Raw genomic sequence first — 25,537 nt, 5'->3', positions numbered from 1 at the left:
ATCTGTATTTGCGCTTCTTTCAGTACCCATTACATTTGCCTTTTCCAACATAGCCGTTCTCCATGGACGCATACTCTTATATCGCCAACGCCCACGGCGACTACATCGACCAGCTATACCAGGCCTACAAGAACGACCCCGACTCGGTTGATTTCGGCTGGCGCAAGTTTTTCGAAGGTTTTGACTTCTCGCAAGCCTACCCCGAGGATGGCCAGAACGGCCTCAACGGTCAGGAAGTAGGCACCGGCGTGCTCACCAAAGCTGCCTCTACCATCGGCGCCACGGCCATCAGCTCGTCGGATGCGGTATCGGCAGACAAGGAAACGGCCGTGCGCAACCTCATTCATGCGTACCGGAGCCGCGGCCACCTGGTGGCTCGCACCAACCCGGTGCGCGAGCGGAAAGACCGCAAGGCGCGCCTGAGCCTGTCGGATTTCGGCCTGAGCGAAGCCGACCTCGACACGACCTTCCGCAACGGCGAGCTGCTCGGCCTGGGCAGCGGTGCCAAACTGCGCGACATCATTGATGCCCTGCAAAAGATTTACACGCGCACCATCGGGTTCGAGTACATGTACATCCGCGACCCGCAGGTGCTCGACTGGTTCCGCAACAAAGTGGAGCGCGACTCGCTGTCGTTCAACCCCGGCGTTGAGTACAAGAAGCGCATCCTCAGCAAGCTGAACGAGGCCGTAGTATTCGAGAACTTCCTACACACAAAGTTCCTAGGTCAGAAGCGCTTCTCGCTCGAAGGCGGCGAAACCACCATTCCGGCGCTCGATGCCATCATCCAAAAGGGTGCTGAGCTGGGCGTGGAGGAAGTGGTAGTGGGCATGGCGCACCGCGGCCGCCTCAACGTGTTGGCCAACATCATGGGCAAGACGTACGAGCAGATCTTCTCGGAATTCGAGGGCACGGCCGTACCCGACCTGACCATGGGCGACGGCGACGTGAAGTACCACATGGGCTACTCGTCGGAGGTGGATACGACTTCGGGCAAGAAAGTGCACCTGAAGCTCGCCCCGAACCCCTCGCACCTAGAGGCCGTGAACCCGGTGGTGGAAGGCTTTGTGCGCGCCAAGCTCGACACGCTTTACAAAGGCGACTTCAACCGCATTCTGCCCATTCTGATCCACGGCGACGCCGCCGTGGCGGGCCAGGGCATTGGCTACGAGGTAACGCAGATGTCGCAATTGGAAGGCTACAAAACCGGCGGCACCCTGCACTTCGTCATCAACAACCAGGTAGGTTTCACTACCGACTTCGAAGATGCCCGCTCGTCGATCTACTCGACCGACCTGGCGAAGATTATCGACGCGCCGGTGCTGCACGTAAACGGCGACGACCCCGAAGCCGTGGTGTTTGCCGTGCAGCTGGCTACCGAGTACCGTCAGCAGTTTCACGCCGATATCTTTATTGATATGGTGTGCTACCGCCGCCACGGCCACAACGAGTCGGATGAGCCGAAGTTCACGCAGCCTTCGCTGTACAACGTCATCAGCAAGCACAAAAACCCGCGCGAGGTATACAACGAAACGTTGGTGCAGCGCGGCGAGGTTGATGCCAAGCTGGCCGAGCAAATGGACCGCGAGTTCCGCGACCTGCTGCAAGCCCGCCTCGACATGGTGAAGCAGAAGCCGCTGCCCTACAACTACCAGGCCCTCGAAAACGAGTGGCGCACCCTAGGTCGGGCTAAAGCCGAAGACTTCAACCAGTCGCCGGAGACGGGCATCAGCGAAGCGGTGGTAGAGAAAGTGGCCAAGGCCCTGACGACCATTCCGGAGAGCTTCAAGCCCATCAAGCAGATCGAAAACCTGCTGAAGGAGCGCCGCAAGATGTTCTACGAAACGCGCGTGCTCAACTGGGCGGCCGGCGAACAGCTGGCCTACGGCTCGCTGCTGCTCGAAAACAAAATCGTGCGCGTAAGCGGCCAGGATGTGCAACGCGGCACTTTCTCGCACCGCCACGCCGTGCTGCACGATGCCGTTACCTCGGCGCCGTACACCCCGCTCAACCACATCGAAGGTGAGCACGAAGAGCTGCGCATCTACAACTCGCTGCTGAGCGAGTACGGCGTGCTGGGCTTCGAATTCGGCTACGCCATGGCCAACCCCTCGGCGCTGGTTATTTGGGAAGCGCAGTTCGGCGACTTCGCCAACGGCGCCCAAACGATGATCGACCAGTTCATTTCGTCGTCGGAAAGCAAGTGGCAGCGCATGAACGGCCTCGTAATGCAGCTGCCCCACGGCTACGAAGGCCAGGGCCCCGAGCACTCCAACGCCCGCCCCGAGCGTTTCCTGCAGCTGTCGGCCGAGCTGAACATGGTGGTAGCCAACATCACCACGCCGGCCAACTTCTTCCACTTGCTGCGTCGTCAGCTGGCCTGGAATTTCCGCAAGCCCTGCGTGGTAATGTCGCCGAAGTCGCTGCTGCGCCATCCGCTGTGCATGTCGCCGGTAGAGGAGTTCACCTCGGGCGGCTTCCGCGAAGTGTTGGGCGATACTTATGCCGATGCCAAGAAGGTGAAGCGCGTGCTGCTGTGCTCGGGCAAGGTGTACTACGACCTGCTGGAGGAGCAAACCAAGAGCGAGCACAAGGACGTGGCCATTGTACGCCTTGAGCAGCTGCACCCCTTCCCGCAAACGCAGCTGCAGGCCGAGCTGGCCAAGTACCCCAAAGCCGAGCTCATCTGGGTGCAGGAAGAGCCCGAAAACATGGGTTACTGGAACTACATGCTCCGCTTTATGCGCCGCGAGCTGGCCGACGTAGTAGCCCGCAAGCCTTCGGCTTCGCCGGCTACCGGCTACAACAAGGTGCACGTGCAGGAGCAAAAGCAAATCGTGGCCCGGGCCTTCGGCATCAAGCAAAGCGAAGTCGAAGACCAGAACATCAAAACCACGGCCGCCACGGCTAAGCGCGTAGACTAAGCCGCTGCCGGTGCAGCGCGAACCAAAAAGTTGGCCTGGCCGACCTAGGGTTCGCGCTACATCGGCGGCAGCTGCCTACTTTCCCATATCCAACGACATCCTTTCCCACCAGCTAGTACATGGCTCTGGAAATTAAAATACCCGCCGTCGGCGAATCCATCACGGAAGTAACCATCGCCAAGTGGCTTAAGAAAGACGGCGAGGCCGTGAAGCGCGACGAAGTAATTGCCGAACTCGAGTCGGACAAAGCCACGTTTGAGCTGCCCGCCGAGGGCGACGGTGTGCTGAAAATTCGCGTGGCTGAAGGCGAAACCATCGGCATCGGCGCGGTTATCGCCGAAATCGGCGGCGACGGCGCTGTGGCCGCGGCGCCCGCGGCTGCACCTGCTGCTACGGCTACGGCGTCGGCCCCGGCCCTAGGTGCCACCGACCCGATAACGCAAGGGGAGCAAAACCCGCAGGCCAGCAACCAATCGGGCTACGGCGGCTCGCAGGCCGGCTCGGCCGACACGCCCACCAACGCCGCTCCGGCCGCTGCTGCTGGCAACGCGGGCGGTGGCACGGTGGAGATGAAAATCCCGACCGTGGGCGAGTCCATCACAGAAGTAACGGTGGCCAAGTGGCTGAAGCCCGACGGCGCTCAGGTATCGCGCGACGAGGTTATTGCCGAGCTGGAATCGGACAAGGCCACGTTTGAGCTGCCTTCGGAGGCCAGCGGCACGCTGCGCCACGCCGTGAAAGAAGGCGAAACCATCGGCATCGGGGCGGTAATTGCCCGCATCGAGGGTGCTGGTGCTTCGGCGGGTGCCGCGGCTCCGGCGGCTGCTCCGCAGGCTGCCGCGGCGGCTCCGGCCGCTTCGGCTTCGGTGGGTGGTAGCTCGGCTTACGCTGCTGGCACGCCTTCGCCGGCCGCCGGCAAAATCCTCGACGAAAAAGGCATCAACGCGGCCAACGTGCAAGGCACCGGCCGCGATGGTCGCATTACCAAAGAGGACGCCCTGAAAGCCCAGCCGCAAGCAGCTGCTCCGGCTGCTGCACCGGCTCCGGCCGCTGCTGCCCCCGCTGCGGCTAATAGCCAACAGCCAACAGCTAACAGCTTGCCCGGCAACCGCAACCAGCGCCGCGAGCGGATGAGCAACCTGCGCAAAACGGTTTCGCGCCGCCTGGTGTCGGTGAAAAACGAAACGGCCATGCTTACCACCTTCAACGAGGTGAACATGCAGCCCATCATGGACTTGCGCAACAAGTTCAAAGACAAGTTCAAGGAGAAGCACTCGGTGGGCCTCGGCTTCATGTCGTTCTTCACCAAGGCCGTGTGCGTGGCCCTGCAGGAGTGGCCGGCCGTGAATGCGCAAATCGATGGCACCGACATCGTATACAACGATTTCTGCGACATCAGCATCGCCGTATCGGCCCCGAAGGGTTTGGTGGTGCCGGTAATCCGCAACGCCGAGCAGCTGTCGTTCGACGGCATCGAGAAGGAAATCGTGCGCCTGGCTTCGCTGGCCCGCGACAACAAGCTCACCATCGAGCAAATGACCGGCGGCACGTTCACCATTACCAACGGTGGCATCTTCGGCTCGATGATGAGCACCCCGATTATCAACGCGCCGCAGTCGGCCATTCTGGGTATGCACAACATCGTGCAGCGCCCCGTAGCCGAAAACGGCCAGGTGGTAATCCGGCCCATGATGTACCTGGCCCTTAGCTACGACCACCGCATCATCGACGGCCGCGAGTCGGTGTCGTTCTTGGTGCGCGTGAAGGAGCTGCTCGAGGACCCCACCCGCCTGCTGCTGGGTGTGTAAGCCCCCAACCGCTTCAACAAAAAAGCCCGGCTGCAAAGCCGGGCTTTTTTGTTGAGCCAGTGCCCTAGGTGCGCCGGGCGGCGCAGCGGCTAGGCAGCGGCCTCGTTATCGTTGAGGGCAATGGTGCGGGCGGTAGCTATGGCTTGCTCGGCTTTGGGGCCGGCAAAGTGCTCCTGCACCGTGGCGTTGAACAAGTTGAGCCAGCGGCCGGAGTGCGGGCCGGCAAACGACAAGCCGGCCTCCTGGGTAGGCGCCTCGGCAGCGGCGGGGGCAGGCTGCGGGCCAAGCAGCCTGGAGCTCCAGAAATCGTACATCGAAAACAGGTGGTGCGGCCAGTGCACGCGGGCTACCGCGTTGTATACCGGGCTCAGCACCTCGTCGTGGTCAACCTTCTCGCAAAAGCAGTCCACGAGCGTTTTAACGTCGGCTTCGCGGGTGATGTCGGTGAGGGCGGAAGTCGGGGTGGTTTTCATAGAACGAGGGAACTAGGGCTCGAAATACGGTAGAGCTTGCGCGCAGGTTAGGCGAAATTAGTGCAAACGTTTGCACGTTGACTCATAAGCTTGGTATTCGCTTGATAATCAAATTAAAAAATTCTGTTGATAAAAACGCAAAGTAAGGCCAGGCGCAAGAAGCCAGACCGCCTAGGTGATGCTACGGCACACATTGCGCAGGAGCCAGAGCCGGTGCCCGCCCCGCCTCAACGGGGCGGGCGCCCGGGTCTTACAGTATCGACAGCGGCGACTTGGCGGCTTTCATCTTGTACTCGAACATCGAGGCGATGTTGAGCGCTTTGACTTTGGCTTCCTCGGCTTTGGGGCCGGCAAAATTTTCCTGCACGGTGGCATAAAACAGCTGCAGCCAGCGCTGAAAATGCTCGCCTTCGATGGGCAAGGCCAGGTGCTTGGGGAAGGGACGGCCCTTGTAGCGCATGGTGCCAAACAGCACCGAGCTCCAGAAGTCGTACATGGTGGGCAGGTGCTTGGGCCAGTGCACCGCGGCAATTTCGTTGAACACCGGACCGAGGAGCGCATCCTGGTTCACCTTATCGTAAAAGGTGTCGACCAGCTTCTGGATGTCGGCTTCGGTGGTGATATCGGGGAGGGCGGCCGGAGGGGTGGTGGGGCTCGGCATAGAGCGGAAAGCGAAAGCGGGCAATGCCCAACGAGAAAGGTAAGTTAAGCAGCAATGCGGCGGTGGTCTTCGCGCCGCCGGGCCATGCGCATCAGCCAGCTAAAGGCCATGGTGCCGCTGATAATCAGACCGATTAGCTTGACGGCCTCCAGCACTACATACGTGAGGTGCTGGGAGCTGGGCGGGTTGGGTGAGCCGGCCAGCAGCGCGGCGGCGCGGGCATCGAGGGCCGGCAGCAGCCAAAGCGTTTGGGCCAGCAAAACCATGACTACCGTGAGCAGGGCCAGCCAAATGCGCGACGGCACGCCCAGCACGCCGGCGCTCAGCAGCGCCACCACGCTCAGCACCAATTCGGCCTTGTTGAGCGCGTGAAACACGATGCGGCCAATGCCCACGCCCAGCACCACCGTGATGTTGGGAGCCGTGAACTTGAGCGGAGCCTCCATAAAGGAAATAGCCGCCACCATGCCCGCCCACACAAACAAGGCCAGCACCAGCAGCAGCGCGAAGGTATTATGAGAAGAACGCATAAGGCGAAATACAGCGGGTGTAAAGTGGGCGTTGAGCAGTAGCGCAGCCAAGCCCACGCTACAGGCAGCCCGAACAACATCCCAAAAGTCCTGCTCGGTTCGCGGGCGGGCGCTGACTAGTATCAGCCCGGGTGCCTGACATTCGTCATCTTTTGCCCTAGGTAAGCGGGGGAAATTTGTGCAGCCACCAGAGCTGACCAACCGCGTGAACATCACCGCTGCACATACCCACACCCATACGGCCTGCACCCACTGCGGCGACGACTGCCCCGAGCAGCCGATTGTGCTGCACGAGAAGCCGTTTTGCTGCCAGGGCTGCAAGGCCGTGTACGAGCTGCTCGAGGCCAACAACCTCTGCAACTACTACTCGCTTTCGGAAGAGCACCCCGGCCAGAAAGTAAAGGAAGTGGAGCTGCCCGGCCGCTTCGATTACCTCGACGAGGAATCGGTGCAGGCGCAGCTGCTGAGCTTCCGCTCCGATAAGCTGGCTCGCCTCACGCTTACGCTGCCGCAAATGCACTGCGCCTCGTGCATTTACCTGCTCGAGAACCTGTACAAACTGAACCCGGGCGTGTCGGAGTCGCGGGTGAACTTTCTGCGCAAGGAAATCAGCATCAACTACGTGCCCACGGAAACCTCGCTGAAGGACGTGGTGAAGCTGCTGACCGCCCTAGGTTACGAGCCGCAGATTACGCTGGCCGAGCTGGGCGCGCAGCCCAACCACGGCTCGCGGGCCATTTACTACAAGCTGGGCTTGGCGGGGTTCTGCTTCGGCAACGTAATGCTGCTGGCTTTCCCCGATTACCTCTCGTTTACCGACGAGCTGGCGCACGAGTTTGGGCGGTTTTTCGGCTACATCAGCCTGGTGCTGTCGTTGCCCGTGCTGCTCTACAGCGCCCAGGATTTCTACCGCTCGGCCTGGGCCGGCATCCGGCAGCGCTACATCAATCTTGACTTTCCGATCAGCCTAGGTCTGACGGCCTTGTTCGGCGTCAGCAGCTACGAAATCCTGTCGGGCACCGGCCCGGGCTACCTCGATTCGTTTACGGGCCTCGTGTTCTTTATGCTGATTGGCAAGTGGGTGCAGCAACACACCTACGATGCCCTGCGCTTCGACCGCGACTTTACCTCCTACTTCCCGGTGGCCGTTACGCTGCTCACCAAGGATGGGGAGAAGTCGGTGTCGGTGAAAGACCTGCAGGTGGGCCAACGCATTTTGGTGCGCAACCAGGAGGTAATTCCGGCCGATGCCATGCTGATGCGCGGCACCGGGCAAATCGACTACTCCTTTGTGTCGGGCGAATCGGTGCCGGTGGCTAAAGTGGCCGGCGAGGTGGTGTACGCCGGCGGCCGGCAAGTGGGCGAGGCCGTGGAGCTGGAGGTGGTGCGCGAGGTGTCGCAAGGGTACCTCACGCAGCTCTGGAACAACCCTGCCTTTCAGAAAGCCGAAAAGCAAACCCTCGAAACGTACGCCAACAGGGTAGGCCGCTACTTTGTGGCCGCCACGCTGCTCATCGCGGCCGGCGCCATTGCCTACTGGTTGCCCCGCGACCAGCACATGATGTGGCGCGCTTTCACCTCGGTGCTGGTAATTGCCTGCCCGTGCGCGTTGTCGTTGGCTACGCCGTTTGCTCTGGGCAGCGCCCTCACGGCGTTCGGCCGCCGCAAGTTCTTCCTGAAGAACTCGGCCGTGGCCGAAACCCTAGGTCGAGCTAACACCATTGTGTTCGACAAGACGGGCACCCTCACCGACGTGAAGCAGTCGGCCGTGGAGTACCTAGGGCCCACGCTCACCCTGCGCGAGCAGCAAGCCGTAGCCGCCGTGGTGCGGCAATCAACGCACCCCCTGAGCCAGCGCCTGGCGCAGGAGCTGCCGCACAGCCCGTTTGCGGTGGTTGATTTCCTCGAGGTGCCCGGCCAGGGCTTGCGCGGCATCGTGGATGGCATGGTGGTGAAAGTGGGTTCGGCTGCGTTCGTGGAGGCTGCATCGGCAGCACCGCAAGCCTCGGAAACCTCCGACAACATGCAGTCGCGGGTGTACGTGAGCCTTGATAATGACCTAGGCGGCTGCTACATCTTCCGGAACGTGTACCGCCAAAACCTGCGCGAGGTACTCGCCGACCTAGGCAAGCGCTACCGCCTAGCCGTGCTCAGCGGCGACAACGACACCGAGCAGGAGCGCCTGCGCGAGCTGTTCGGGCCGAAAGCCGAGCTGCGCTTCCGCCAAACGCCCCAAAACAAGCTCGACTACATTGCCGAGCTGAAGCGCCAGGGCGACACCGTTATCATGATTGGCGACGGGCTGAACGACGCCGGCGCGCTGCAGCAAGCCGATGCCGGCATTGCCCTCACCGATACGCTCAGCAACTTCTCGCCCGCCTGCGACGCCATCCTCGACGCCAGCAGCTTCGGGCAGCTCAACACCTTCCTCAAGTTCACGCAGGACTGTCTGCAGGTGGTGCTGGGCACGTTCGTCCTCTCTTTTATTTACAACGGCATCGGCCTGGGCTTGGCGGTGCAGGGCAAGTTCACGCCCATTGTGTCGGCCATTCTCATGCCCATCAGCTCGCTCAGCGTGATGCTGTTTGCCACGCTGCTGGTGCGCCTCGCCGCCTACCAACGCAAACTCTAACTTCCTCCTGAGTCATGGAAATCATCTTCGGCCTTATCACCATTTCGCTTACCGTTGCCGTGCTCTTCCTGCTGGCCTTCGTGTGGGCCGTGCGCAGCCACCAGTACGACGATACGTACACGCCCTCGGTGCGCATGTTGTTTGAAGACAGCGAGACGCAAGCTCCAACGGAGCAGCCGCAATAGCACAACAGCGTACCCGCCTGTAGCGCGGACTTTGTAGTCCGCGTCCCCGGATAGTATTCTCAATCGTTCAGCTGATTTGAATTTACTATCTGTGGACGCGGACTACAAAGTCCGCGCTACTGCGTTCAATGGTCTGTGACTGACCTGACTCATTACCAGCGCAACCTGCCTCACCGCCTGCCCTCAGGCGAATCCATATTCATCACTTTCAGATTAGCTAGCTCACTGCCGCGCACAGTAGTAGAGCAGTTACGCGTTCAGTTGCGCCAAGTGCAGCAAGCCGAAAGCCGGACTGCTGCTGATGAAGTGAGGAACCGCCGTAAGCGCTACTTCCGGCATTTTGACCAACTGCTCGACCAAGCGACAACTGGACCTATGTGGTTATCGCGCCCCGACGTGGCGGAAGTGGTAAAAGCAAGTCTGCACCATTTTGATGAGGACGAGTATGAGCTGATCTGCTATTGCTTAATGCCAAACCATGTGCATCTGCTGGTAAGGCTACCCGAAGATGCACCTCCTCTGACGCGAACACTGCAGCGGCTGAAAGGCTACAGCGGCCGACAAGCCAACTTGCTGCTGAATCGAGAAGGCGCGTTCTGGCAACCCGAAAGCTACGACCACGTGGTGCGCAGCGGCGACGAGATGCAGCGCATTATCGCGTATGTGCTGGAAAATCCTGTGAAAGCCGGGTTGGTAGCCGATTGGCAAAAATGGCCGCACAGCTACTGGCGTGACATCTAGAACGCAGTAGCGCGGACTTTGTAGTCCGCGTCCGCAGATACATTTCTTCATCGTTCGTGCGATTAGAAGCTACTATCCGGGGACGCGGACTACAAAGTCCGCGCTACACGCGGGTACAATCGTTCTGTACCGTTAGCGCACACGCGTCAGGCGCAGCTGATCGAGCATGGCTTGGTTTACCTCGCCGTTCATGTTCTCGTTGGCGGGCTCGAAGGTGAGCGTGAGGGTGTGCATGCCTTTGCTGAGCTGCGCCACCACGGGGTTGGAGTAACCCCAATCCGACCACTCATCCACCCCGCGCTGCGGCAGCACCACCGTGCCGAGCTGCTTCACGCCATTGCGCAGCGTGCGGATTGCGCACTTGTTGCTCGTGTTAATGGGTCCATTGCCGTTCGCGTAGCGGAAGTCGATGGCGTAAACCCCATCGGCGGGTACCTGCACGCGCACGGCTACGCGGCGGTTTTGTGTTTTGCTGATTTCGATGAAGCCCTTGCCCGCGAAGCCTTTGTAGGGCAGCCTGGCTGCTGGAGCGGAGGACTCGAGCTCGTAGCTGCGGCGGAACTTGTCGGCTTCAACGGCCAGCGGCTCACTGGCGAAACTCTCGTAGCCGGCCGCATCCACGGCTAGTACCTGGTACTCGGTGTACGCGGTGGGGGCGGGTACGGCAAACTCTGTATCGGTGGTGCGGGCGGCAAACTGGCCGTTGCGCAGCACCTGGTAGGCTTTGGCTCCCTCTACGGCTGGCCAGTTGAGGCGCCCGTTGCGGTAGCTCACGGCGGGCGTCATGGTGGTTACGTGGTGCGGTACTTTGTTTTGGGCGGCCGTGCTAGGTGCCTCGTTGGCCAACTCGATGCGGATGTTGTGCGTGCCCGTGAGCGTAGCCGGCACGGTAGGGTTGGGCAGCGGCTGGCCATCCATGGTAATGCTGCGGATGCTGCGGCCGTAGCCCGTCATCTCCACATTCAGCACGGCTTGGCGGTACTTGACGTTGGTTAGCCGGCGCGTGCCTTGCAGCGCTTGCGGTACGAATGGGCGGAAATCGAGGCGGTCGGCCTGGAAATTCATGCCGAACAGGCCTTTGTACACCAGCCCTAGGTTTCCCGACAGGCTCCAGAGCATGACGCTGCTGTTTACCTGCGTGCCGGCAAAGTCGCCGTTCGAGGCCACGAAATTCTCCTTGTTGGTAACGAACAAAGCCGCAGGGCGTGCCACAGCGGCAATGCTTTCCATGAAGGCCGTATCGTTGCCCACTTTGGCGGCGGCCAGCCCCCAGTAGCTCTGCACAAAGGGCCACACGGCGTTGTTGTGGTAGGGCGGAATGCCGGCAATTTGCGGGTAGATGCACGGAATGCCGTACGCCATTACGGGTGTGCGCTGCACCACGGTGGTTTGGCGCTCGGCCGGTGCCACATCAAACAATACGCTCAGGGCAGCACCTAGGGCTTCGGCGCGTGGCGACAGCGTTTTGTAGGTGCGGCCGTAAAGATACTGGCCGTAGTAGCCCTTTTCTTCCTGCCACAGGTGCTCGTTTACGCCGCCCCGAATGCGCTCGGCCAATTTGCTGAAGCGAACCGCGTCGCCGTCTTGTTTCAGCAGCCGGGCCATTTCCGACAGCACCTGGTTGGCCTGCGCGTGCACCGCGTTCGTTCCTAGATTCTCCGACTCGTAAATGTCGGCGGGCTGCATCCACTTGGGGTAGGTTTGCTCGCGCCAATCCAGGAACGACGACTCGCCGCGCACCAGGCCCGTTTGCGCGTCGTAGGCGTTTGCTACGTCGTCTTCGATGGACTTTTTGACGATGGGGTACACCTTGCGCAGCCACGCCTCGTCGCCGGTGGTCAGGTAAATTTCCCAGGCAGCCACGGCCCAAATCATGCGGTCGGTAGAAACGGGGTAGGCGCCGCCCGTGCCGGTGTCCTGAATGATGCGCCCATCGGCCGTAACCTTGCGCAGGAGGCTGGTTTTGGCCACTTCGGGCTGCAGCAAAGCCTGCGAAAGGATGATGCTGTAGCTGATGTCGCGCGTCCAGACGCCGGCCCACTCCTGACCTGTGCGGAAGGTGCCATCGGGCTCCACGGCGCGCGTGGCTTCCTCAATGCTAAGGTTGTAAATGGCATCGAGCAGCGGGTAATCCGATTGGTACTGCGGAAACGCCGACACATCGAGGCTGGGCTTCCACTGCTTGGCGGTGGTTTTGGCATCGGAGTGGGCGTTGAGCACCACCGTGGTTTCGTAAATGCCGTCGCCGTCGGGGTCTTTCAGCTCCAGCTGGGGCTTATTGATGAGGTTGTCGAAATCCCAACTCAGCGGCGTGGTGTTGCCCGCCACGTGCACGTGCTTCAGGTCGCCCTGGTACAGCTTCTGGCCGTTGTAGAGCTGGTAGTAGCCTTGTTTTCGGAAGGCCGCCAGCACGGGGCGCATGTCCACCCGAATCTTGAGCGGGGTGTTGGGGGCCAAGTAGGTGTCGGCCGGCACGGGCGTTTTATCCACGTACTGCTGCCCGAACACGATTACCGGCGTTTCGAGCGCGGCGCCGCCCGCCCTGGGTACGGCCACAAACACGTGGTCTTGGCCGGGCTGCATCTCGTTGTCTTTGCCGTTGAGGCTGAACTTAAAGCTCACCTGCGGGCTCTGAAACTCGTTGGCCGGGCTCTGGTAATTCGACGTCAGCTCCTGGCGCGATACCGCCCGCGCCACGTGCTTGCCCTGCACCACCGAGTCGCGGTAGAGGGCGTACGCCTCCGATTGCCAGATGGGCGCGGCCGGCGCAGGCGTATTGGTTGAAGCGGAAGGGGAGGTGGTGGCTTTCGGCATGTGGCAAGACCCCAGCAGCCCTAGGGCCAACAGGAAATGCGGAGAACAGAAACGGTGGCGCATAAAAGCAAAGTAACGGGCTTTTGGGGCGCGTAGCTGCGGTAGGCAATGGGGCAGTGGCAGGCAAGGCAACAGCCGGCAGCAGCACACCAAAGCCGGCGGCGGCGCACAACCGCTATTTTTGGCGGCTCCTAAGCCCTTCAGCCCGCCCTATGCACCGCGTAATCCTAGGTATCAATTGCAGTGGTTTTCACTCGTCGGCCTGTTTGCTCGATGCCCAAGGGCGGGTGCAGTTTGCCATTGCCGAAGAGCGGCTTTCACGCATTAAGCAGGACAAGTCTTTCCCCAAGCGCGCCATTCAGTACTGCTGCGAGGCGGCGGGCGTGCGGGTGCAGGAGGTTACCGACGTGTTCGTGGGCTGGAACCCCTCGCCGTACCTAGGGCAGTCGGGCCAAACGCTGGCCGATGCTTTCCAGAACCGCGGCAAGCTGGCGCAGCTTACGGCCCAGGAACTGGCCGCTTTGCAAGGCGATGTGCACCACCTAGGGCAAACCCTGCTGCGCGCGGGCGGCCACCAAACGCGCATTCACTACATCAATCACCACCACGCGCACCTGGCCAATGCCCTGCTGCTCTCGGGCTTCGCCGAGGCCGATTTCTTCATTGCCGATGGCTTTGGCGAAACCACCACTGGCCTGATCGGCACCGCCGATGCGCACGGCTTGCACGAGCTGGCCGCCAACCGCACGCCGCACTCCCTGGGCTTGTTCTACGCCGCTTTTACCGACTTCCTGGGCTTCCGACCCAACAGCGACGAGTGGAAGATCATGGCCCTGGCCGCGCGCGGCAACTCGGATACCTACTACGAGCAGCTCCGCCCGCTTATCACGGTAGAGGGGCTGCACTTCGAGCTCGATCTGCGCTACTTCGAGTTCTTTTTGTTTTTCACGCCGCGGTACTTTTCGCCCAAGCTCGAGGCGCTGCTGGGCTCGCCCGCAGCGCCCGGCGCCGAGCTTACCCAACGCGACTACGACATTGTAGCCGCCGTGCAGCGCATTACCGAGGAGGTAGTATTTGAGCTGCTCAACAACCTACAAGCCCAAACCGGTCGGCGCCGCCTCGTGCTCGGCGGCGGCGTGCTCATGAACTCGGTGCTGAACGGCAAGCTGCGCCAGCATACCCGCTACGCCGAGGTGTACATCGGCGGCACCCCCGACGACACCGGCATCAGCGTGGGCAGTGCCCTCTACGGCCGGCACTTTGTGCTCGGCGAACCCAGGGCCGCACACCCCGAGCCCAGCCGCCACAACTTCTTCGGGCGCGAGTACCCCGAAGCTGAGCTAGAAGCCGAGCTGCAGCGCCGCAAGCTGCGCTACGAGCGACCTGCCAGCATAACCGCCGCCGCGGCCGAGCTGCTGTACCAAGGGCAGGTGCTCGGCTGGTTTCAGGGCGCTTCGGAGTTTGGGCAGCGCGCCCTAGGTCACCGGAGCATTTTGGCCGACCCCACCCGACCCGACATGAAAGCGCAGGTAAACGCCAGCATCAAGTACCGCGAGGCGTTTCGGCCGTTTGCGCCCGCCGTGCCGGCCGCGCACCAGCACGAGTACTTCGAGCTGCCCGAGGGCGAAACGGCTTACTTCATGGAGAAGGTATTTCGCCTGAAGCCGGAAGCCCAGCGCCGCCTGCCCGCCGTAACCCACAACGACGGCACCGGCCGCCTGCAAACCGTACTGCCCAAGGCCGACAACGCCCTGTTCCACGAGCTGCTGCTGGCCTTCGGCCAACGCAGCGGCGTGCCGGTGCTGCTCAACACTTCGTTCAACCTCAACGGCATGCCCCTGATCGAGTCGCCGGCCGATGCGCTGGATTGCTACCTGCAATCGGGGCTCGATGCGCTGGTGCTGGGGCCCTTTTTGCTGCGGAAGTAGCCGGGCACCTAGGGCCGGCGCGCCTACCGGCCCTAGGTGCCGCGCACAAAAAAGCCCGCTGGCACCTAGGGCCAGCGGGCTTTTTTCGGGGGGGTAGCCGGGCTGCTTAGTTGAGCACCGCGGCCTGGCTTTTCAGTACCTGGCGAGCCATGGCCAGGTTCGTGTCGGCCGATTTCACGGCGAGGTAAATGAACTTGCCGCCGTCGGCCGAGAGCTTCAGCAGGTGCAGCTGGTCGGTAAGCGTCAGCAGGATGTCCTGCACGGTTTGGTCGAGCTTCAGGGCCTGAATAGCTTTCAGCTTTTGCTTGATTACCTCGGTGTTGTAGGCCGCGGCGGTTTCGGCATCAAACGTAGCCAGGTTGGAGTGGTGGGCCAGCGGCATGCCGGTTTCGGTTTCTACTACGGCCACGGCTACCAGCGAGGGCAGCTCTTTCAGGATGTTCTGAACGGCTTGGTTGGGCGTAATAATAGACATGAGAGAAGGGAAGAGAAAGAAGTTGAAAAAGGAGTAAGCAACAGGTTAGGAAAGGGGTGCGGCGGCGCGGCGCAGCACCTCGCGCAGCACGGCCATGTTGGTATCGGCCGAGCGCACGGCCGCGTAGCACAGCCACTGGCCATCGGCGGCCAGGCGCAGGCAGTGCAGCTGCTCGTCGAGCACCACCAGCACGTCGGCCAGCTGCTGGCCCGCCAGCCACGGCGCGGCCAGCATGCGCTGCATCTGGCGCACCAGCTCGGCGTTGCGCCCGCTGATTTTGTAGGGGTCGAACTGGCTGGTGCTGGTGTAGGCGGCCAGGGTTTTGTTGGCGGGTACCTGCACCACAGCCGCGGCCACTAGCTCGGGCAAATCGAGCAGCAACGCGTTGATGACGGCGTCGGCTTTGTACCGATCAATGCCCAATGCGTCTCCCGTAATTTTCTTCACAACGGTTTTGTGCAGAAAGGGAAATCTCATTTAGCTGATCTGGGGAAAGAAGGTAAACGGAAAGAAAAGCAGCCTCGGCAGGCACACCCCACACGAAGCGGGAAGGGCAAAGTCCCTCCGCGCTTGCCGCGGAGGGACCCGCGAATCGGGGCCAATACAGAATAGCCGGATAAATAGCGTTGCTTGCTATTGCCCAGTGAGTAGCCTCTATATCCGGACGGGGTAAGTGGCCGCTACGCTAGAAAAGCAGCCAGCGGCGCTTTTTGGCGGGCGCTTCGGCCTGCTCGGTGCGCGGCAGCAGCGTTACGTTTTCCACCGCGCCGGCTTTCACCTGCAGCTCCTCCTCGGCGTAGCCGCCGTAGGCATACTGCAGGGTAGCGGCCTGCCCGGCCGGCACGCGCAGCGCGTAGTGGCCCTGCGCATCGGTGCTCACGCCCATGCGGGTACCTTTCCGAAGCACCGTGGCGCCCACCAGCGGGTGGCCGTTTTCGTCGAGGATGCGGCCGCGCACCGTAACCAGGCGTAGGCTGGCGGCTTCGGCCACCGTAGCCTCGGCGGGGTTAGCCAGGGCAGGAGCTTCGCTGGCGGGCGTGGGCAGGTTGGTGCCCGCAAACACGGCACCGCCCAGCAAGGCGCCGGCCGTTACCAGGGTGGCCGCCCGGCGGCGGAAGCGCTCGGGCTCGGTACGGATCAGGTCGAACTGGCGCTGCACCCAGCCCACGGGGCGAACCGCATCGCCAGCCTGTTTCATTTCGTAGTAGCGGCGGAGCGTATCGTCGGCGTGCTGGCTGTGCTGGCGCATGTATGCATCAACGGCTTCGGTATTCTTCGACGATAAATCGCCGCGCAAATACGCATCGCGGTAAGCTGGTAACAATTCCCCGGTTTCCGGGTGAAATGGGTAAGAGCTTAATTTCATACTGGTTGGTGGAAGGCGGGCAATAGGTTCGCAACTGGGCGGCACGGATGTAGCGGCGCATGCTGAAATAGGTTGCGGCTTCTTTAATTATTTAAATAAAATTATTGTACTTAACAAAGGTGTTAATGCCTGTTGGAGCTCGTTGAACCATATTAATTGCACGATAAACCAACCCGCATGCGCGACGAATATTTATCAGTAGACTCGTTATTTTGTTTGTTATATATAATAAAATAGTGGTTTAACCACGCATAATAGTATTAGTATTACGGATGATGTATTCTAGGCTAAAAAGTAATTATTTGTTTAACTTATTTATCAAATAATTAAACAAATTAAAGCATAATATAATTTATAATATTATCGATTATAAAAATTTCAGATTGTACTGAAAACGGCCGAATTGAGTTGCCAAGCCAGTGCCGCATACTATACCTGGCGCCCAGCTGATGCGGGCAACCGCTGGCGTTCGGTTCGCCCGTAACCCCTCGGGGTACGTTTAAGCCAGTGCACTAACCCCCTGACTTAATTATGAGCAATAAACGTTCTGCCGGATTGTGGCAAACCCTGGGCCTGGGCGCGGTGGCCGGGCTGCGCAGCATGTCGGCGCCGGCCATGCTTAGCCACGTACTGCACAAGCACCCCTCGGGCCGGCTCGCGGCCTCGCGGCTCGGCTGGTTTCAGTCGGGCACCGCGGCCAACTTGCTGAAAGTAATGGCCGCAGGCGAAATCATCGGCGACAAGCTGCCCGGCATGCCCGACCGCACCGCCCCGCCCATTTTGGGTGGCCGCATTGCATCGGGGGCGCTGGTGGGCAGCGTGTTGGCCAAAGCCAACCGCAGCAGCGTGTGGCAAGGCGCCCTGCTGGGTGCCGCCGCCGCCGTGGCCAGCACCTACGGCGCGCTGTACCTGCGCAAAGCCGCTTCGCAAAACACCGCCCTGAAGGAGCCCTGGCCGGGCGTGGTAGAAGACGCCCTGATGCTGGCCAGCGGCTCGGCTTTGCTCAAGGGCCACACGCCCGGTCGGTAAGCACCTAGAGTTGTATTGGCAAGTAAAGCCAACGCGCTGCCCCGGCCGCTAAAGCGGCCGGGGCAGCGCGTTGGTGCAGGTGGCGGCGCGGCAGCGGGGGCAGTGTGCTGAACCCGCAGCACCCGAACTGACATCAATCACCCGCAGTATCTGACTTTCGTCATCTTTTGGCGGTCGGGGTTTGGGGAGTTTTGTAACACTCAAAACAACCCGTTTCGCGCTATGGCTGTGCTGGTCCAAGCGAAACCGCCCCAGGAGTTAGTTAAACCTTCGAAGGCCGTTCTCGCATCGTTTTACGACAACAAAATCGTCCGCAATTTCGGCATTGCTACCGTCTTCTGGGGCATTGCCGGCATGCTGATCGGGGTAATTGCCGCTTTTCAGCTGGCCCGCCCCGAGCTCAACATGGGTACGCCCTACACCACGTTCGGCCGTATCCGTCCCTTGCACACCAATGCCGTGATTTTTGCCTTCGTAGGCAACGGCATTTTCATGGGGGTGTACTATTCGCTGCAGCGCCTGTGTAAAACGCGCATGTTCTCCGATCTGCTGAGCAAAATCCACTTCTGGGGTTGGCAGCTCATCATCGTATCGGCCGTGGCTACGCTGCCGCTGGGCTTCACCTCCTCCAAGGAGTACGCCGAGCTGGAGTGGCCCATCGACATTGCCATTACCCTGATCTGGGTGGTGTTCGGCTGGAACATGTTCGGCACCATTGCCCGCCGCAAGGAGAAGCACCTGTACGTGGGCATCTGGTTCTACATCGCCACGTTCCTGACGGTGGCCGTGCTGCACATCGTCAACTCGCTGGCCATTCCGGTGTCGTTCATGAAGAGCTACTCGCTCTACGCCGGGGTGCAGGATGCGCTGGTGCAGTGGTGGTACGGCCACAACGCGGTGGCCTTCTTCCTGACCACACCTTACCTGGGCCTGATGTACTACTTCCTGCCCAAGGCCGCCGACCGCCCGGTGTACTCGTACCGCCTCTCGATTATCCACTTCTGGTCGCTGATCTTCATCTACATCTGGGCCGGGCCGCACCACTTGCTCTACACCTCCCTGCCCGACTGGGCCCAATCCCTAGGTGTGGTGTTCTCGGTAATGCTGATTGCCCCCTCGTGGGGTGGCATGATCAACGGCCTGCTCACCTTGCGCGGTGCCTGGGATAAAGTGCGCGAAGAGCCCATCCTGAAGTTCATGGTGGTAGCCATTACCGCCTACGGCATGGCCACCTTCGAAGGGCCGATGCTCTCCTTGAAGAACGTAAACGCCATTGCCCACTTTACCGACTGGATTGTAGCCCACGTACACGTTGGCGCCCTGGGCTGGAACGGCTTCCTCACCTTCGCCGTGCTCTACTGGTTGTGGCCGCGCCTCTACCAAACCCCCATCCACTCGCGCAAGCTGGTTAACACCCACTTCTGGCTCGGCACCCTGGGCATCCTGTTCTACGCCATTCCGATGTACTGGGCCGGCTTCACGCAGGGCCTGATGTGGAAGCAGTTCAACGACGAGGGCATGTTGCAGTACGCCAACTTCCTCGAAACCGTGATGCAGATTGTACCGATGTACTACCTGCGCGGCATCGGCGGGGTGCTCTACCTGAGCGGCGTGTTCCTGATGGTGTACAACCTCTACCAAACCGCCAAAGCCGGCTCGTTGCTGGCCGACGAGAAGTTCCACGCTCCGGCCGTAATCGATAACGAGCACAGCCACGAAGGCGGCCACTGGCACCGCTGGATTGAGCGCCGCCCCGTGCAGCTCAGCATCTGGGCCACGGTAGCCATCCTGATCGGCGGTGCGGTGGAAATGGTACCCACGTTCCTCATCAAGAAAAACGTGCCCACCATTGCTTCTGTGAAGCCTTACACCTCGCTGGAGCTCGAAGGCCGCGACATCTACATCAAAGAGGGCTGCGTGAACTGCCACACCCAGATGGTGCGCCCCTTCCGCTCCGAAACCGAGCGCTACGGCGAGTACAGCAAAGCCGGCGAGTTCGTGTACGACCGGCCCTTCCTGTGGGGCTCCAAGCGCACCGGTCCCGATTTGCACCGCCTCGGAGGCAAGTACCCGCACTCCTGGCACTACAACCACATGATGGACCCCACCAGCATGTCGCCGGGCTCGATTATGCCGCCCTACCCCTGGCTGTTCGAAAACCAGACCGACTACTCCAGCACGGCCGATAAGATTGCCGCCCTGCGCAAGCTCGGCACGCCTTACCCCGCCGGCTACGAGCAGGTAGCGGTGCAGGACGCCGAAAAGCAGGCGGCCGGTATCGTGGCTGAACTGGCCAAGGAAGACATCAAGGTGAAATCGGACAAGGAAATCGTGGCGCTGATTGCCTACCTGCAACGCCTCGGTACCGACATCAAAGTGAAAGAAGACCAGGCTGCTGCCTCGGCTGTAGCCGCCGCTGAATAATAACAAATGGCCCCGGGCGGGGCGCCCCTCGCAACACGTGCTGGAAACACTTGCCGGCGCCCTGCCCCTAAAGCCTCTCTAGGTCTAGCGTTATGTACAAGAACGTCCTCCAGGCAATCAGCGGAATCGAAATCTACCCGCTCATTTCCTTCGTCATTTTCTTTCTCTTCTTCCTGGCCCTGCTGGTGTATGTGTGCGTGGTAAGCCGCGAGCACATCCAGGCCATGAAACACATCCCGCTGCAGGCCGACGACGCCGCGCAAGCCCAACCGGAAGGAGGTGTGCTATGCTAACGCGCCGCTGGTACCTAGGCACGCTGCTCGTGCTGAGCGGCCTGTTCACGGGCTCGGCCGCCGTGGCGCAGGAAGCTGCCGCCGCTGCCACCGAGGCCGCTGCCAAGCCCGCCGCCGAAACCGGCGCCAGCCTAAGCACCATGCTTTGGCTGATGGGTGGCCTCACCGGGCTGATCATCTTCGTGCTGCTGATGCTGTTTGCCCTGCTGTGGCAAATGCGCCCGCTGCTCCAGAAGGTGTACGAAATCGAAACCATCCGGCAGTCGTGGTACGGCCGCGCCCTGGGCTTGTTCCTGGGTGATACGGTGGGCCTGACGGGCACGTACAAAGAAGACGTGATGGCCGGCCACGACTACGACGGCATCACGGAGTACGACAACGACCTGCCGCCGTGGTGGAAGTACAGCTTCTACGCCACCATCGTGTTCGGTATTGCCTACTTCATCCACTACCACGTGTCGGAAACCGGCCAGCTGAGCGACGCCGAGTACCAGCACGAAATGGCCGAAGCCGCCATGCTGGCCGCCAAGCTGGGCGCCAACGACGACCCCAACAAGCCCACCGACTACAAAGCCCTGACGGCCGCCGCCGACATTGAAGCCGGTAAGGCCGTGTTCGCCCAAAACTGCGCCGCCTGCCACGGCCAGGCCGGCGAAGGCAAAGTAGGCCCCAACCTCACCGACGAGTACTGGCTGCACGGCGGCGAGGTAAACAAGGTGTACAAAACCGTGAAGTTTGGCGTCACTACCAAAGGCATGGTGGCCTGGAAAGGCAAGCTCTCGAGCAAGCAAATGCTGCAGGTTTCTTCTTACATCCTGAGCATTCAGGGCACCAACCCGGCCAACGCCAAGGCCCCGCAGGGCGAGAAAGAAGCCCCCGCCGGCGGCAAGCCGGTAGCCAAGCTGTAGAAACAATCCGTCATGTCTCGGCAAGCTCGACATGACACCTGAGTAAACTGCCCGCAGCGGGTACCCTTCTCCCCGCTGTTTATCCGACAACCGCTCACAGCACAGCCCTGCGTTCGGATAAGCCGCCAGCCCTAGGTTGGCGGCGGGCATTTTGGGGGAGTGCAACGGCCAGGGCAAGGTGCCCGGCCACGCCTGGCCTGCCGCAGGCCGACGGAATGTGTAGCTGATAACGCCCTAGGTGCTTGTTGCGCCGCGGGGCCTCCGATATAAGATGAATCCCGTCGCCACCAAACCCGCCGCTGCCGAGTCGTTTCGCGATACTATCTCGACGATCGACGCCGAGGGCAAGCGCGTGTGGCTTTTCCCGAAAAAACCCAGCGGCAAGCTCTACAACGCCCGCAAATGGGTAAGCTACGGCCTGCTCGCGCTGCTGTTTGCCGGCCCCTGGCTGCGCATCAACGACTTGCCGGTGCTGATGCTCAACGTGGTTGAGCGCAAGTTTATCATCATGGGCCAGATCTTCTGGCCGCAGGATTTCTTTATCCTGCTGCTGGGCTTCATGGCCTTTATCCTGTTCATCATCCTGTTTACGGTGGTGTACGGCCGTATTTTCTGCGGCTGGGTGTGCCCCCAGACCATCTTCATGGAGATGGTGTTCCGGCGGGTGGAGTACTTCTTCGAGGGCGACGCGCCCCAGCAGAAGGCCCTCGACAAAGCCGACTGGACGTGGAACAAAATCTGGCGCCGCACGGGCAAGCACAGCGTGTTTGTGCTCATCTCGTTTCTGATTGCCAACACCTTCCTGGCCTACATCATCGGCTCGGAGGCCCTCGTGAAAATCGTGACCGACTCGCCCCTGAACCACCTAGGGGGCCTCAGCTCGATGGTGCTGTTCACGGGTGTTTTCTACGCGGTGTTTGCCCGCTTTCGCGAGCAGGTGTGCACCATTGCCTGCCCCTACGGCCGCCTGCAGGGCGTGATGCAGGACAAGAACACCATTACCGTGGCCTACGACTACGGCCGCGGCGAGCCGCGCGAGAAGCTCCGCAAAAACCAGGAGCGCAAAGCCGGCGACTGCATCGACTGCAAACAGTGCGTGCAGGTGTGCCCCACGGGCATCGATATCCGCAACGGTGCTCAGCAAATGGAGTGCATCAACTGCACGGCGTGCATCGATGTGTGCAACTCCATCATGGACCTCATCAACAAGCCGCACGGCCTCATCCGCTACGATTCGGAAGCGCACATCGAGGCCGGTACCAAGTTCAAGGTTACAGGCCGCATCAAGGCCTACACCGCCGTGCTGGTGCTGCTGGTAGCCGTAATGGCGGGCCTGCTGATAACGCGCTCCAACGTAGATGCCACCGTGCTGCGCACCCCCGGCCAGCTGTACCAAAAGACGGGGCGTGGCACCGTTACCAACCTCTACAACATCTCGGTGATCAACAAAACCAACCGCGCCATGCCCATTGAGGTGCGCGTGCTGGAGCCCGCCAACGGCTCGGTGAAGCTGGTGGGCCAAAACGGCCTGAAGCTGCCCGCGCAAGGCATGGTAGAGGGCGTGTTTTTTGCCGAGCTGCCCACCGCCGCGCTTACCCGCACAAGCAACCAAATCCGCATCGGCGTGTACAGCGGCGGCCAGCTGATAACCGAAGAGAAAACCAAGTTTCTGGCCCCGGCGCAGTAAGTGTTGTTCTTATCTGTCATCCTGAGGCGCCAGCCGAAGGACCTTCTCACGCCCGCACGACCCTGGCACCGAACGTCATGTCGAGCTTGCCGAGACATCTCGCCGGATAGTAATGTCACCATCCAGCGTCAGCACGCGAGAGGTCTCGGCAAGCTCGACATAACATTCAGACGGATCGGCACGGCGCGCTTTCCCTAGGTCGTCCAAGCGTGAGTAGGTCCTTCACTCCGCTTCGTCTCTGCTTGATGCGCAGAATGTTCAGGATGACAGATGTAAATTACCCCTTTCCCATGAGCACCCTCACCGTGAATAAACCCGCCCCACAACGCAGCCTCTGGCCCTACGCCATCATCGCGACCTTCGTGCTGTTTGCGCTCTTCATCGGCTACATGGTAAAGCAGGCCATGAGCACCCAGGTCGACCTCGTGAGCAAAGACTACTACCAGCAGGAGCTGCAGCACCAGCAGCGCATGGAGGCCGTGGCGCGCACCAACGCCCTGCCCAGCGCCGTGGACGTAGCCTACGACGCCGCCACCGACGAGCTGACCCTGCAGCTGCCCGCCAACCTGGCCGGCCAGCAGGCCACCGGCAAAGTGCAGTTCTTCCGGCCCTCCGACCAGACGCTCGACTTTGCCGTGCCCCTGCAAGCCGATGCCGGCGGCGCCCAACACCTGAGCACGGCCAAGCTGAAGCCCGGCTACTGGCGCATCCGCCTCGACTTTGAAGCTGCCGGCCAGGCCTACTTCGTGGAGAAAAATATCACCGTCGAGGACTGATTTTTATCATAGTTGCCTGCCGAGGTGCTAGCGAACTTGCCTTCGCTAGCACCTCGGTGCGTTTTGGTGGCTGCCGTGGGCAGCCGCTTGTCGCTTTACCCCTTCGTTCATGCTCTGGGCTGGTTTTCTTTTTGGGCTACTCGGCAGCTTTCACTGCGTGGGCATGTGCGGCGCTATTGCGCTGGCCTTGCCGGGCGCGGGGCAAGGCGGCAGCCGCTACGTGGCGGGGCGCGTGCTCTACAACCTGGGGCGCGTAAGCACCTACGCCACGCTCGGCGCCCTGGCCGGGCTGGTGGGGCAATCGTTGCGGGTGGCGGGCGTGCAGCAAGGCCTGTCCATCGCCTCGGGCCTGCTGATTTTGCTGCTGGTGGCGGTGCCCGAACGCTACACCGGCCGGGCAGCCGCCGCCCTGGGCCTCGACCGCGTACTGGCCCGCCTGAAACAAACCCTGGCGTACTTCTTCCAGCGCCCATCCCTAGGTGCTCTGTACATGAGCGGGGTGCTGAATGGCCTGCTGCCCTGCGGCCTGGTGTACCTGGCCCTGGCCGGCGCCCTGAGCGCGCCCGGGGTAGGAGGGGCTGCCGCCTACATGGCCTTGTTTGGCCTGGGCACGCTGCCGCTCATGCTGGCTTTGTCGCTCACGGGCCGATTGGTGCCGCTGCAGTGGCGCACCCGGCTGCGCCAGGCGGTGCCGGTGGTGGCCACGGCCATGGCGGTGCTGTTCATCGTGCGCGGGCTGGGGCTGGGCATTCCGTACCTGAGCCCGCAGGTGGGCACCACGGCCAGCGGCCAAGCGGCCAGCTGCCACCCCACGGCAGCCCACACGCCGGCCACCATTTCGGTTTGCCACGCTACCCCGGCCGAGTAGCCGGTGCTTTTTTCTCTCTCGACATTTCAGCTTTTACCCTAGCCGCTCCGCCTGATGAAAACCATCCTCGTTCCCGTCGACCTGACCGCTGCGGCCGAGCATACCCTCGTGTACGCCAATAAGCTGGCCGTGCGCCTAGGTGCCGAAGTGGTGCTGCTGTACTGCCACCACGGCCACCTCTCGGGCGCCGAAACCGCCGATTACCAAAAGCGCCTCGACACCCTGGCCGAGCGCCTGCGCTACGTGCAGCTGGTGCGGCAGGATGGCCGCCGCATCCGCTACCGCCACGCCGTGCGCTCGGGCTGCCTCCATGATCGTATTCAGGAGGTAATCGACCAGTACGCGGCCGATTTGGTGGTGATGAACCTCGAGCACATCGATTGCGGCGAAGAGGCCATCAGCGGCAACCACGCCATTCGCATTGCCGAGCTGGCCAGCTGCCCGGTGCTGGTGGTGCCGCCCGGCTCGCGCACCCTGCCCGCGCGCCTGGCCTTTATGGCCGATTTCGGCAGCCTCGACAAAGCCACCCTGCCCGGCCTGAACGAGCTGGTGAGCGGCCTGGGCGCGCAGCTGCAGCTGGTTCACTTTTACCAGCGCCTCGATCTGCCGGAGCTCATCAGCATCAAGCGCGGCATGCAACTGATTCGCCAGGAGTTGCCCAACGTAAACATCGACAGCAAGCTGGTGCTCGACGACGACCCGCTGGAAGGGGTAAGCGAGTTTTGCGCCCAAATGCAGGCGCAATTGCTCGTTTTCGCACCTGCCAACGTGGGCCTGCTGCGCCGCTTTTTCGATGTGTGCTACACCAAAACCCGCGCCTACCACACCCGCATTCCGGTGCTGGTGCAGCGGCAGCCGCAGCAGCAATCGGCCTTCTGCTGCGAGCATTGCGCCCAGCAACAGGTTACAACGGTTAGCGCAGCCGCGGAGGCAGTTTAACCGAGCGAAAACCTAGTTCCCCTCTTCGGATGAGGAGGGGATGCACCAGCAAGCTGATGCAGGAATGGTTGAACAA

The 25,537-nt window shown here is 61.4% G+C and carries 21 protein-coding genes; 14 read left to right on the top strand and 7 right to left on the bottom strand.

Annotated elements, in window-relative coordinates:
* The first annotated feature begins 62 nt into the window (after nt 1-62).
* Nucleotides 63-2,924, top strand: a complete 2,862-nt coding sequence (locus OIS50_RS13130) for a 2-oxoglutarate dehydrogenase E1 component (protein WP_264691091.1) — start codon at nt 63-65, stop codon at nt 2,922-2,924.
* A 119-nt stretch (nt 2,925-3,043) separates the two neighbouring features.
* Nucleotides 3,044-4,732 (top strand): 2-oxoglutarate dehydrogenase complex dihydrolipoyllysine-residue succinyltransferase, encoded by a 1,689-nt coding sequence (gene odhB, locus OIS50_RS13125; RefSeq protein WP_264691090.1) that lies wholly within the window; start codon nt 3,044-3,046, stop codon nt 4,730-4,732.
* Between the two features lie 89 nt (nt 4,733-4,821).
* On the opposite strand, the gene OIS50_RS13120 is transcribed toward odhB, so the two are convergent.
* The 3 genes from OIS50_RS13120 to OIS50_RS13110 all read right to left on the bottom strand — a co-directional run bounded on the left by OIS50_RS13120 (nt 4,822) and on the right by OIS50_RS13110 (nt 6,396).
* Nucleotides 4,822-5,205 carry a group III truncated hemoglobin gene (locus OIS50_RS13120; protein WP_264691089.1) on the bottom strand — a complete coding sequence of 128 codons (384 nt, stop codon included), beginning with the start codon at nt 5,203-5,205 and terminating at the stop codon, nt 4,822-4,824.
* A 250-nt stretch (nt 5,206-5,455) separates the two neighbouring features.
* Nucleotides 5,456-5,866: a group III truncated hemoglobin gene (locus OIS50_RS13115; protein WP_264691088.1), complete on the bottom strand. Its 411-nt coding sequence runs from the start codon at nt 5,864-5,866 to the stop codon at nt 5,456-5,458.
* Nucleotides 5,867-5,910: 44 nt separating this feature from the next.
* A complete protein-coding gene (locus tag OIS50_RS13110; protein WP_264691087.1) occupies nt 5,911-6,396 on the bottom strand; it encodes a hypothetical protein in 486 nt (161 codons plus the stop codon).
* Between the two features lie 178 nt (nt 6,397-6,574).
* On the opposite strand from OIS50_RS13110, the gene OIS50_RS13105 reads away from it, so the two are divergent.
* The 3 genes from OIS50_RS13105 (at nt 6,575) to OIS50_RS13095 (ending at nt 9,954) form a co-directional block, all read left to right on the top strand.
* The gene (locus OIS50_RS13105) at nt 6,575-9,028 is read left to right on the top strand and encodes a heavy metal translocating P-type ATPase (protein ID WP_264691086.1); all 2,454 of its coding nucleotides are present in this window, start codon (nt 6,575-6,577) and stop codon (nt 9,026-9,028) included.
* Between the two features lie 14 nt (nt 9,029-9,042).
* Nucleotides 9,043-9,213, top strand: a complete 171-nt coding sequence (gene ccoS, locus OIS50_RS13100) for a cbb3-type cytochrome oxidase assembly protein CcoS (RefSeq protein WP_264691085.1) — start codon at nt 9,043-9,045, stop codon at nt 9,211-9,213.
* Nucleotides 9,214-9,348: 135 nt separating this feature from the next.
* Complete coding sequence (locus OIS50_RS13095; protein ID WP_264691084.1) at nt 9,349-9,954, top strand: REP-associated tyrosine transposase; 606 nt, start codon at nt 9,349-9,351, stop codon at nt 9,952-9,954.
* Between the two features lie 132 nt (nt 9,955-10,086).
* Here the strand turns inward: OIS50_RS13095 and OIS50_RS13090 are convergent, their stop codons facing one another.
* Nucleotides 10,087-12,831 carry an alpha-L-rhamnosidase-related protein gene (locus OIS50_RS13090; protein WP_264691083.1) on the bottom strand — a complete coding sequence of 915 codons (2,745 nt, stop codon included), beginning with the start codon at nt 12,829-12,831 and terminating at the stop codon, nt 10,087-10,089.
* Between the two features lie 149 nt (nt 12,832-12,980).
* Between OIS50_RS13090 and OIS50_RS13085 the strand changes: the two genes are divergently transcribed.
* Entirely contained in the window at nt 12,981-14,696 is a 1,716-nt protein-coding gene (locus OIS50_RS13085; RefSeq protein WP_264691082.1) for a carbamoyltransferase family protein, read from the top strand.
* Nucleotides 14,697-14,802: 106 nt separating this feature from the next.
* Here the strand turns inward: OIS50_RS13085 and OIS50_RS13080 are convergent, their stop codons facing one another.
* The 3 genes from OIS50_RS13080 to OIS50_RS13070 all read right to left on the bottom strand — a co-directional run bounded on the left by OIS50_RS13080 (nt 14,803) and on the right by OIS50_RS13070 (nt 16,537).
* Entirely contained in the window at nt 14,803-15,171 is a 369-nt protein-coding gene (locus OIS50_RS13080; RefSeq protein ID WP_264691081.1) for a hypothetical protein, read from the bottom strand.
* A gap of 45 nt (nt 15,172-15,216) precedes the next feature.
* Nucleotides 15,217-15,648 (bottom strand): hypothetical protein, encoded by a 432-nt coding sequence (locus OIS50_RS13075; protein WP_264691080.1) that lies wholly within the window; start codon nt 15,646-15,648, stop codon nt 15,217-15,219.
* Nucleotides 15,649-15,856: 208 nt separating this feature from the next.
* Nucleotides 15,857-16,537: a carboxypeptidase-like regulatory domain-containing protein gene (locus OIS50_RS13070; protein ID WP_264691079.1), complete on the bottom strand. Its 681-nt coding sequence runs from the start codon at nt 16,535-16,537 to the stop codon at nt 15,857-15,859.
* Between the two features lie 531 nt (nt 16,538-17,068).
* Between OIS50_RS13070 and OIS50_RS13065 the strand changes: the two genes are divergently transcribed.
* The 8 genes from OIS50_RS13065 to OIS50_RS13030 all read left to right on the top strand — a co-directional run bounded on the left by OIS50_RS13065 (nt 17,069) and on the right by OIS50_RS13030 (nt 25,461).
* The gene (locus tag OIS50_RS13065; RefSeq protein ID WP_264691078.1) at nt 17,069-17,566 is read left to right on the top strand and encodes a DUF4126 domain-containing protein; all 498 of its coding nucleotides are present in this window, start codon (nt 17,069-17,071) and stop codon (nt 17,564-17,566) included.
* A 222-nt stretch (nt 17,567-17,788) separates the two neighbouring features.
* Nucleotides 17,789-19,990, top strand: a complete 2,202-nt coding sequence (gene ccoN / locus OIS50_RS13060) for a cytochrome-c oxidase, cbb3-type subunit I (protein WP_264691077.1) — start codon at nt 17,789-17,791, stop codon at nt 19,988-19,990.
* A 92-nt stretch (nt 19,991-20,082) separates the two neighbouring features.
* Nucleotides 20,083-20,283 (top strand): hypothetical protein, encoded by a 201-nt coding sequence (locus tag OIS50_RS13055; protein WP_119445222.1) that lies wholly within the window; start codon nt 20,083-20,085, stop codon nt 20,281-20,283.
* Nucleotides 20,277-21,191, top strand: coding sequence for a cbb3-type cytochrome c oxidase N-terminal domain-containing protein (locus OIS50_RS13050; protein WP_264691076.1), 915 nt, complete (start codon nt 20,277-20,279; stop codon nt 21,189-21,191). Before OIS50_RS13055 ends, OIS50_RS13050 begins: the two co-directional genes overlap by 7 nt.
* Before the next feature lie 271 nt (nt 21,192-21,462).
* The gene (ccoG, locus tag OIS50_RS13045; RefSeq protein ID WP_264691075.1) at nt 21,463-22,878 is read left to right on the top strand and encodes a cytochrome c oxidase accessory protein CcoG; all 1,416 of its coding nucleotides are present in this window, start codon (nt 21,463-21,465) and stop codon (nt 22,876-22,878) included.
* Nucleotides 22,879-23,168: 290 nt separating this feature from the next.
* On the top strand, nt 23,169-23,654 hold the full coding sequence (locus OIS50_RS13040) for a FixH family protein (protein ID WP_264691074.1): 486 nt from the start codon (nt 23,169-23,171) through the stop codon (nt 23,652-23,654).
* A gap of 109 nt (nt 23,655-23,763) precedes the next feature.
* Nucleotides 23,764-24,522 carry a sulfite exporter TauE/SafE family protein gene (locus OIS50_RS13035; protein WP_264691073.1) on the top strand — a complete coding sequence of 253 codons (759 nt, stop codon included), beginning with the start codon at nt 23,764-23,766 and terminating at the stop codon, nt 24,520-24,522.
* A gap of 54 nt (nt 24,523-24,576) precedes the next feature.
* Nucleotides 24,577-25,461 carry a universal stress protein gene (locus tag OIS50_RS13030; protein ID WP_264691072.1) on the top strand — a complete coding sequence of 295 codons (885 nt, stop codon included), beginning with the start codon at nt 24,577-24,579 and terminating at the stop codon, nt 25,459-25,461.
* The last annotated feature ends 76 nt before the right edge of the window (nt 25,462-25,537 follow it).

This window comes from Hymenobacter sp. YIM 151858-1, assembly GCF_025979705.1.
Classification (GTDB): domain Bacteria; phylum Bacteroidota; class Bacteroidia; order Cytophagales; family Hymenobacteraceae; genus Solirubrum.
Note: the sequence above shows the minus strand (reverse complement) of the source record. Positions and strands in the feature narration are given on the sequence as shown.

Coding starts and splice junctions, on each gene's coding strand:
- OIS50_RS13130 (WP_264691091.1), top strand. CDS start 63: ATGGACGCATACTCTTATATCGCCAACGCCCACGGCGACTACATCGAC.
- odhB (WP_264691090.1), top strand. CDS start 3,044: ATGGCTCTGGAAATTAAAATACCCGCCGTCGGCGAATCCATCACGGAA.
- OIS50_RS13120 (WP_264691089.1), bottom strand. CDS start 5,205: ATGAAAACCACCCCGACTTCCGCCCTCACCGACATCACCCGCGAAGCC.
- OIS50_RS13115 (WP_264691088.1), bottom strand. CDS start 5,866: ATGCCGAGCCCCACCACCCCTCCGGCCGCCCTCCCCGATATCACCACC.
- OIS50_RS13110 (WP_264691087.1), bottom strand. CDS start 6,396: ATGCGTTCTTCTCATAATACCTTCGCGCTGCTGCTGGTGCTGGCCTTG.
- ccoS (WP_264691085.1), top strand. CDS start 9,043: ATGGAAATCATCTTCGGCCTTATCACCATTTCGCTTACCGTTGCCGTG.
- OIS50_RS13090 (WP_264691083.1), bottom strand. CDS start 12,831: ATGCGCCACCGTTTCTGTTCTCCGCATTTCCTGTTGGCCCTAGGGCTG.
- OIS50_RS13085 (WP_264691082.1), top strand. CDS start 12,981: ATGCACCGCGTAATCCTAGGTATCAATTGCAGTGGTTTTCACTCGTCG.
- OIS50_RS13080 (WP_264691081.1), bottom strand. CDS start 15,171: ATGTCTATTATTACGCCCAACCAAGCCGTTCAGAACATCCTGAAAGAG.
- OIS50_RS13075 (WP_264691080.1), bottom strand. CDS start 15,648: ATGAGATTTCCCTTTCTGCACAAAACCGTTGTGAAGAAAATTACGGGA.
- OIS50_RS13070 (WP_264691079.1), bottom strand. CDS start 16,537: ATGAAATTAAGCTCTTACCCATTTCACCCGGAAACCGGGGAATTGTTA.
- OIS50_RS13065 (WP_264691078.1), top strand. CDS start 17,069: ATGAGCAATAAACGTTCTGCCGGATTGTGGCAAACCCTGGGCCTGGGC.
- ccoN (WP_264691077.1), top strand. CDS start 17,789: ATGGCTGTGCTGGTCCAAGCGAAACCGCCCCAGGAGTTAGTTAAACCT.
- OIS50_RS13055 (WP_119445222.1), top strand. CDS start 20,083: ATGTACAAGAACGTCCTCCAGGCAATCAGCGGAATCGAAATCTACCCG.
- OIS50_RS13050 (WP_264691076.1), top strand. CDS start 20,277: ATGCTAACGCGCCGCTGGTACCTAGGCACGCTGCTCGTGCTGAGCGGC.
- ccoG (WP_264691075.1), top strand. CDS start 21,463: ATGAATCCCGTCGCCACCAAACCCGCCGCTGCCGAGTCGTTTCGCGAT.
- OIS50_RS13040 (WP_264691074.1), top strand. CDS start 23,169: ATGAGCACCCTCACCGTGAATAAACCCGCCCCACAACGCAGCCTCTGG.
- OIS50_RS13035 (WP_264691073.1), top strand. CDS start 23,764: ATGCTCTGGGCTGGTTTTCTTTTTGGGCTACTCGGCAGCTTTCACTGC.
- OIS50_RS13030 (WP_264691072.1), top strand. CDS start 24,577: ATGAAAACCATCCTCGTTCCCGTCGACCTGACCGCTGCGGCCGAGCAT.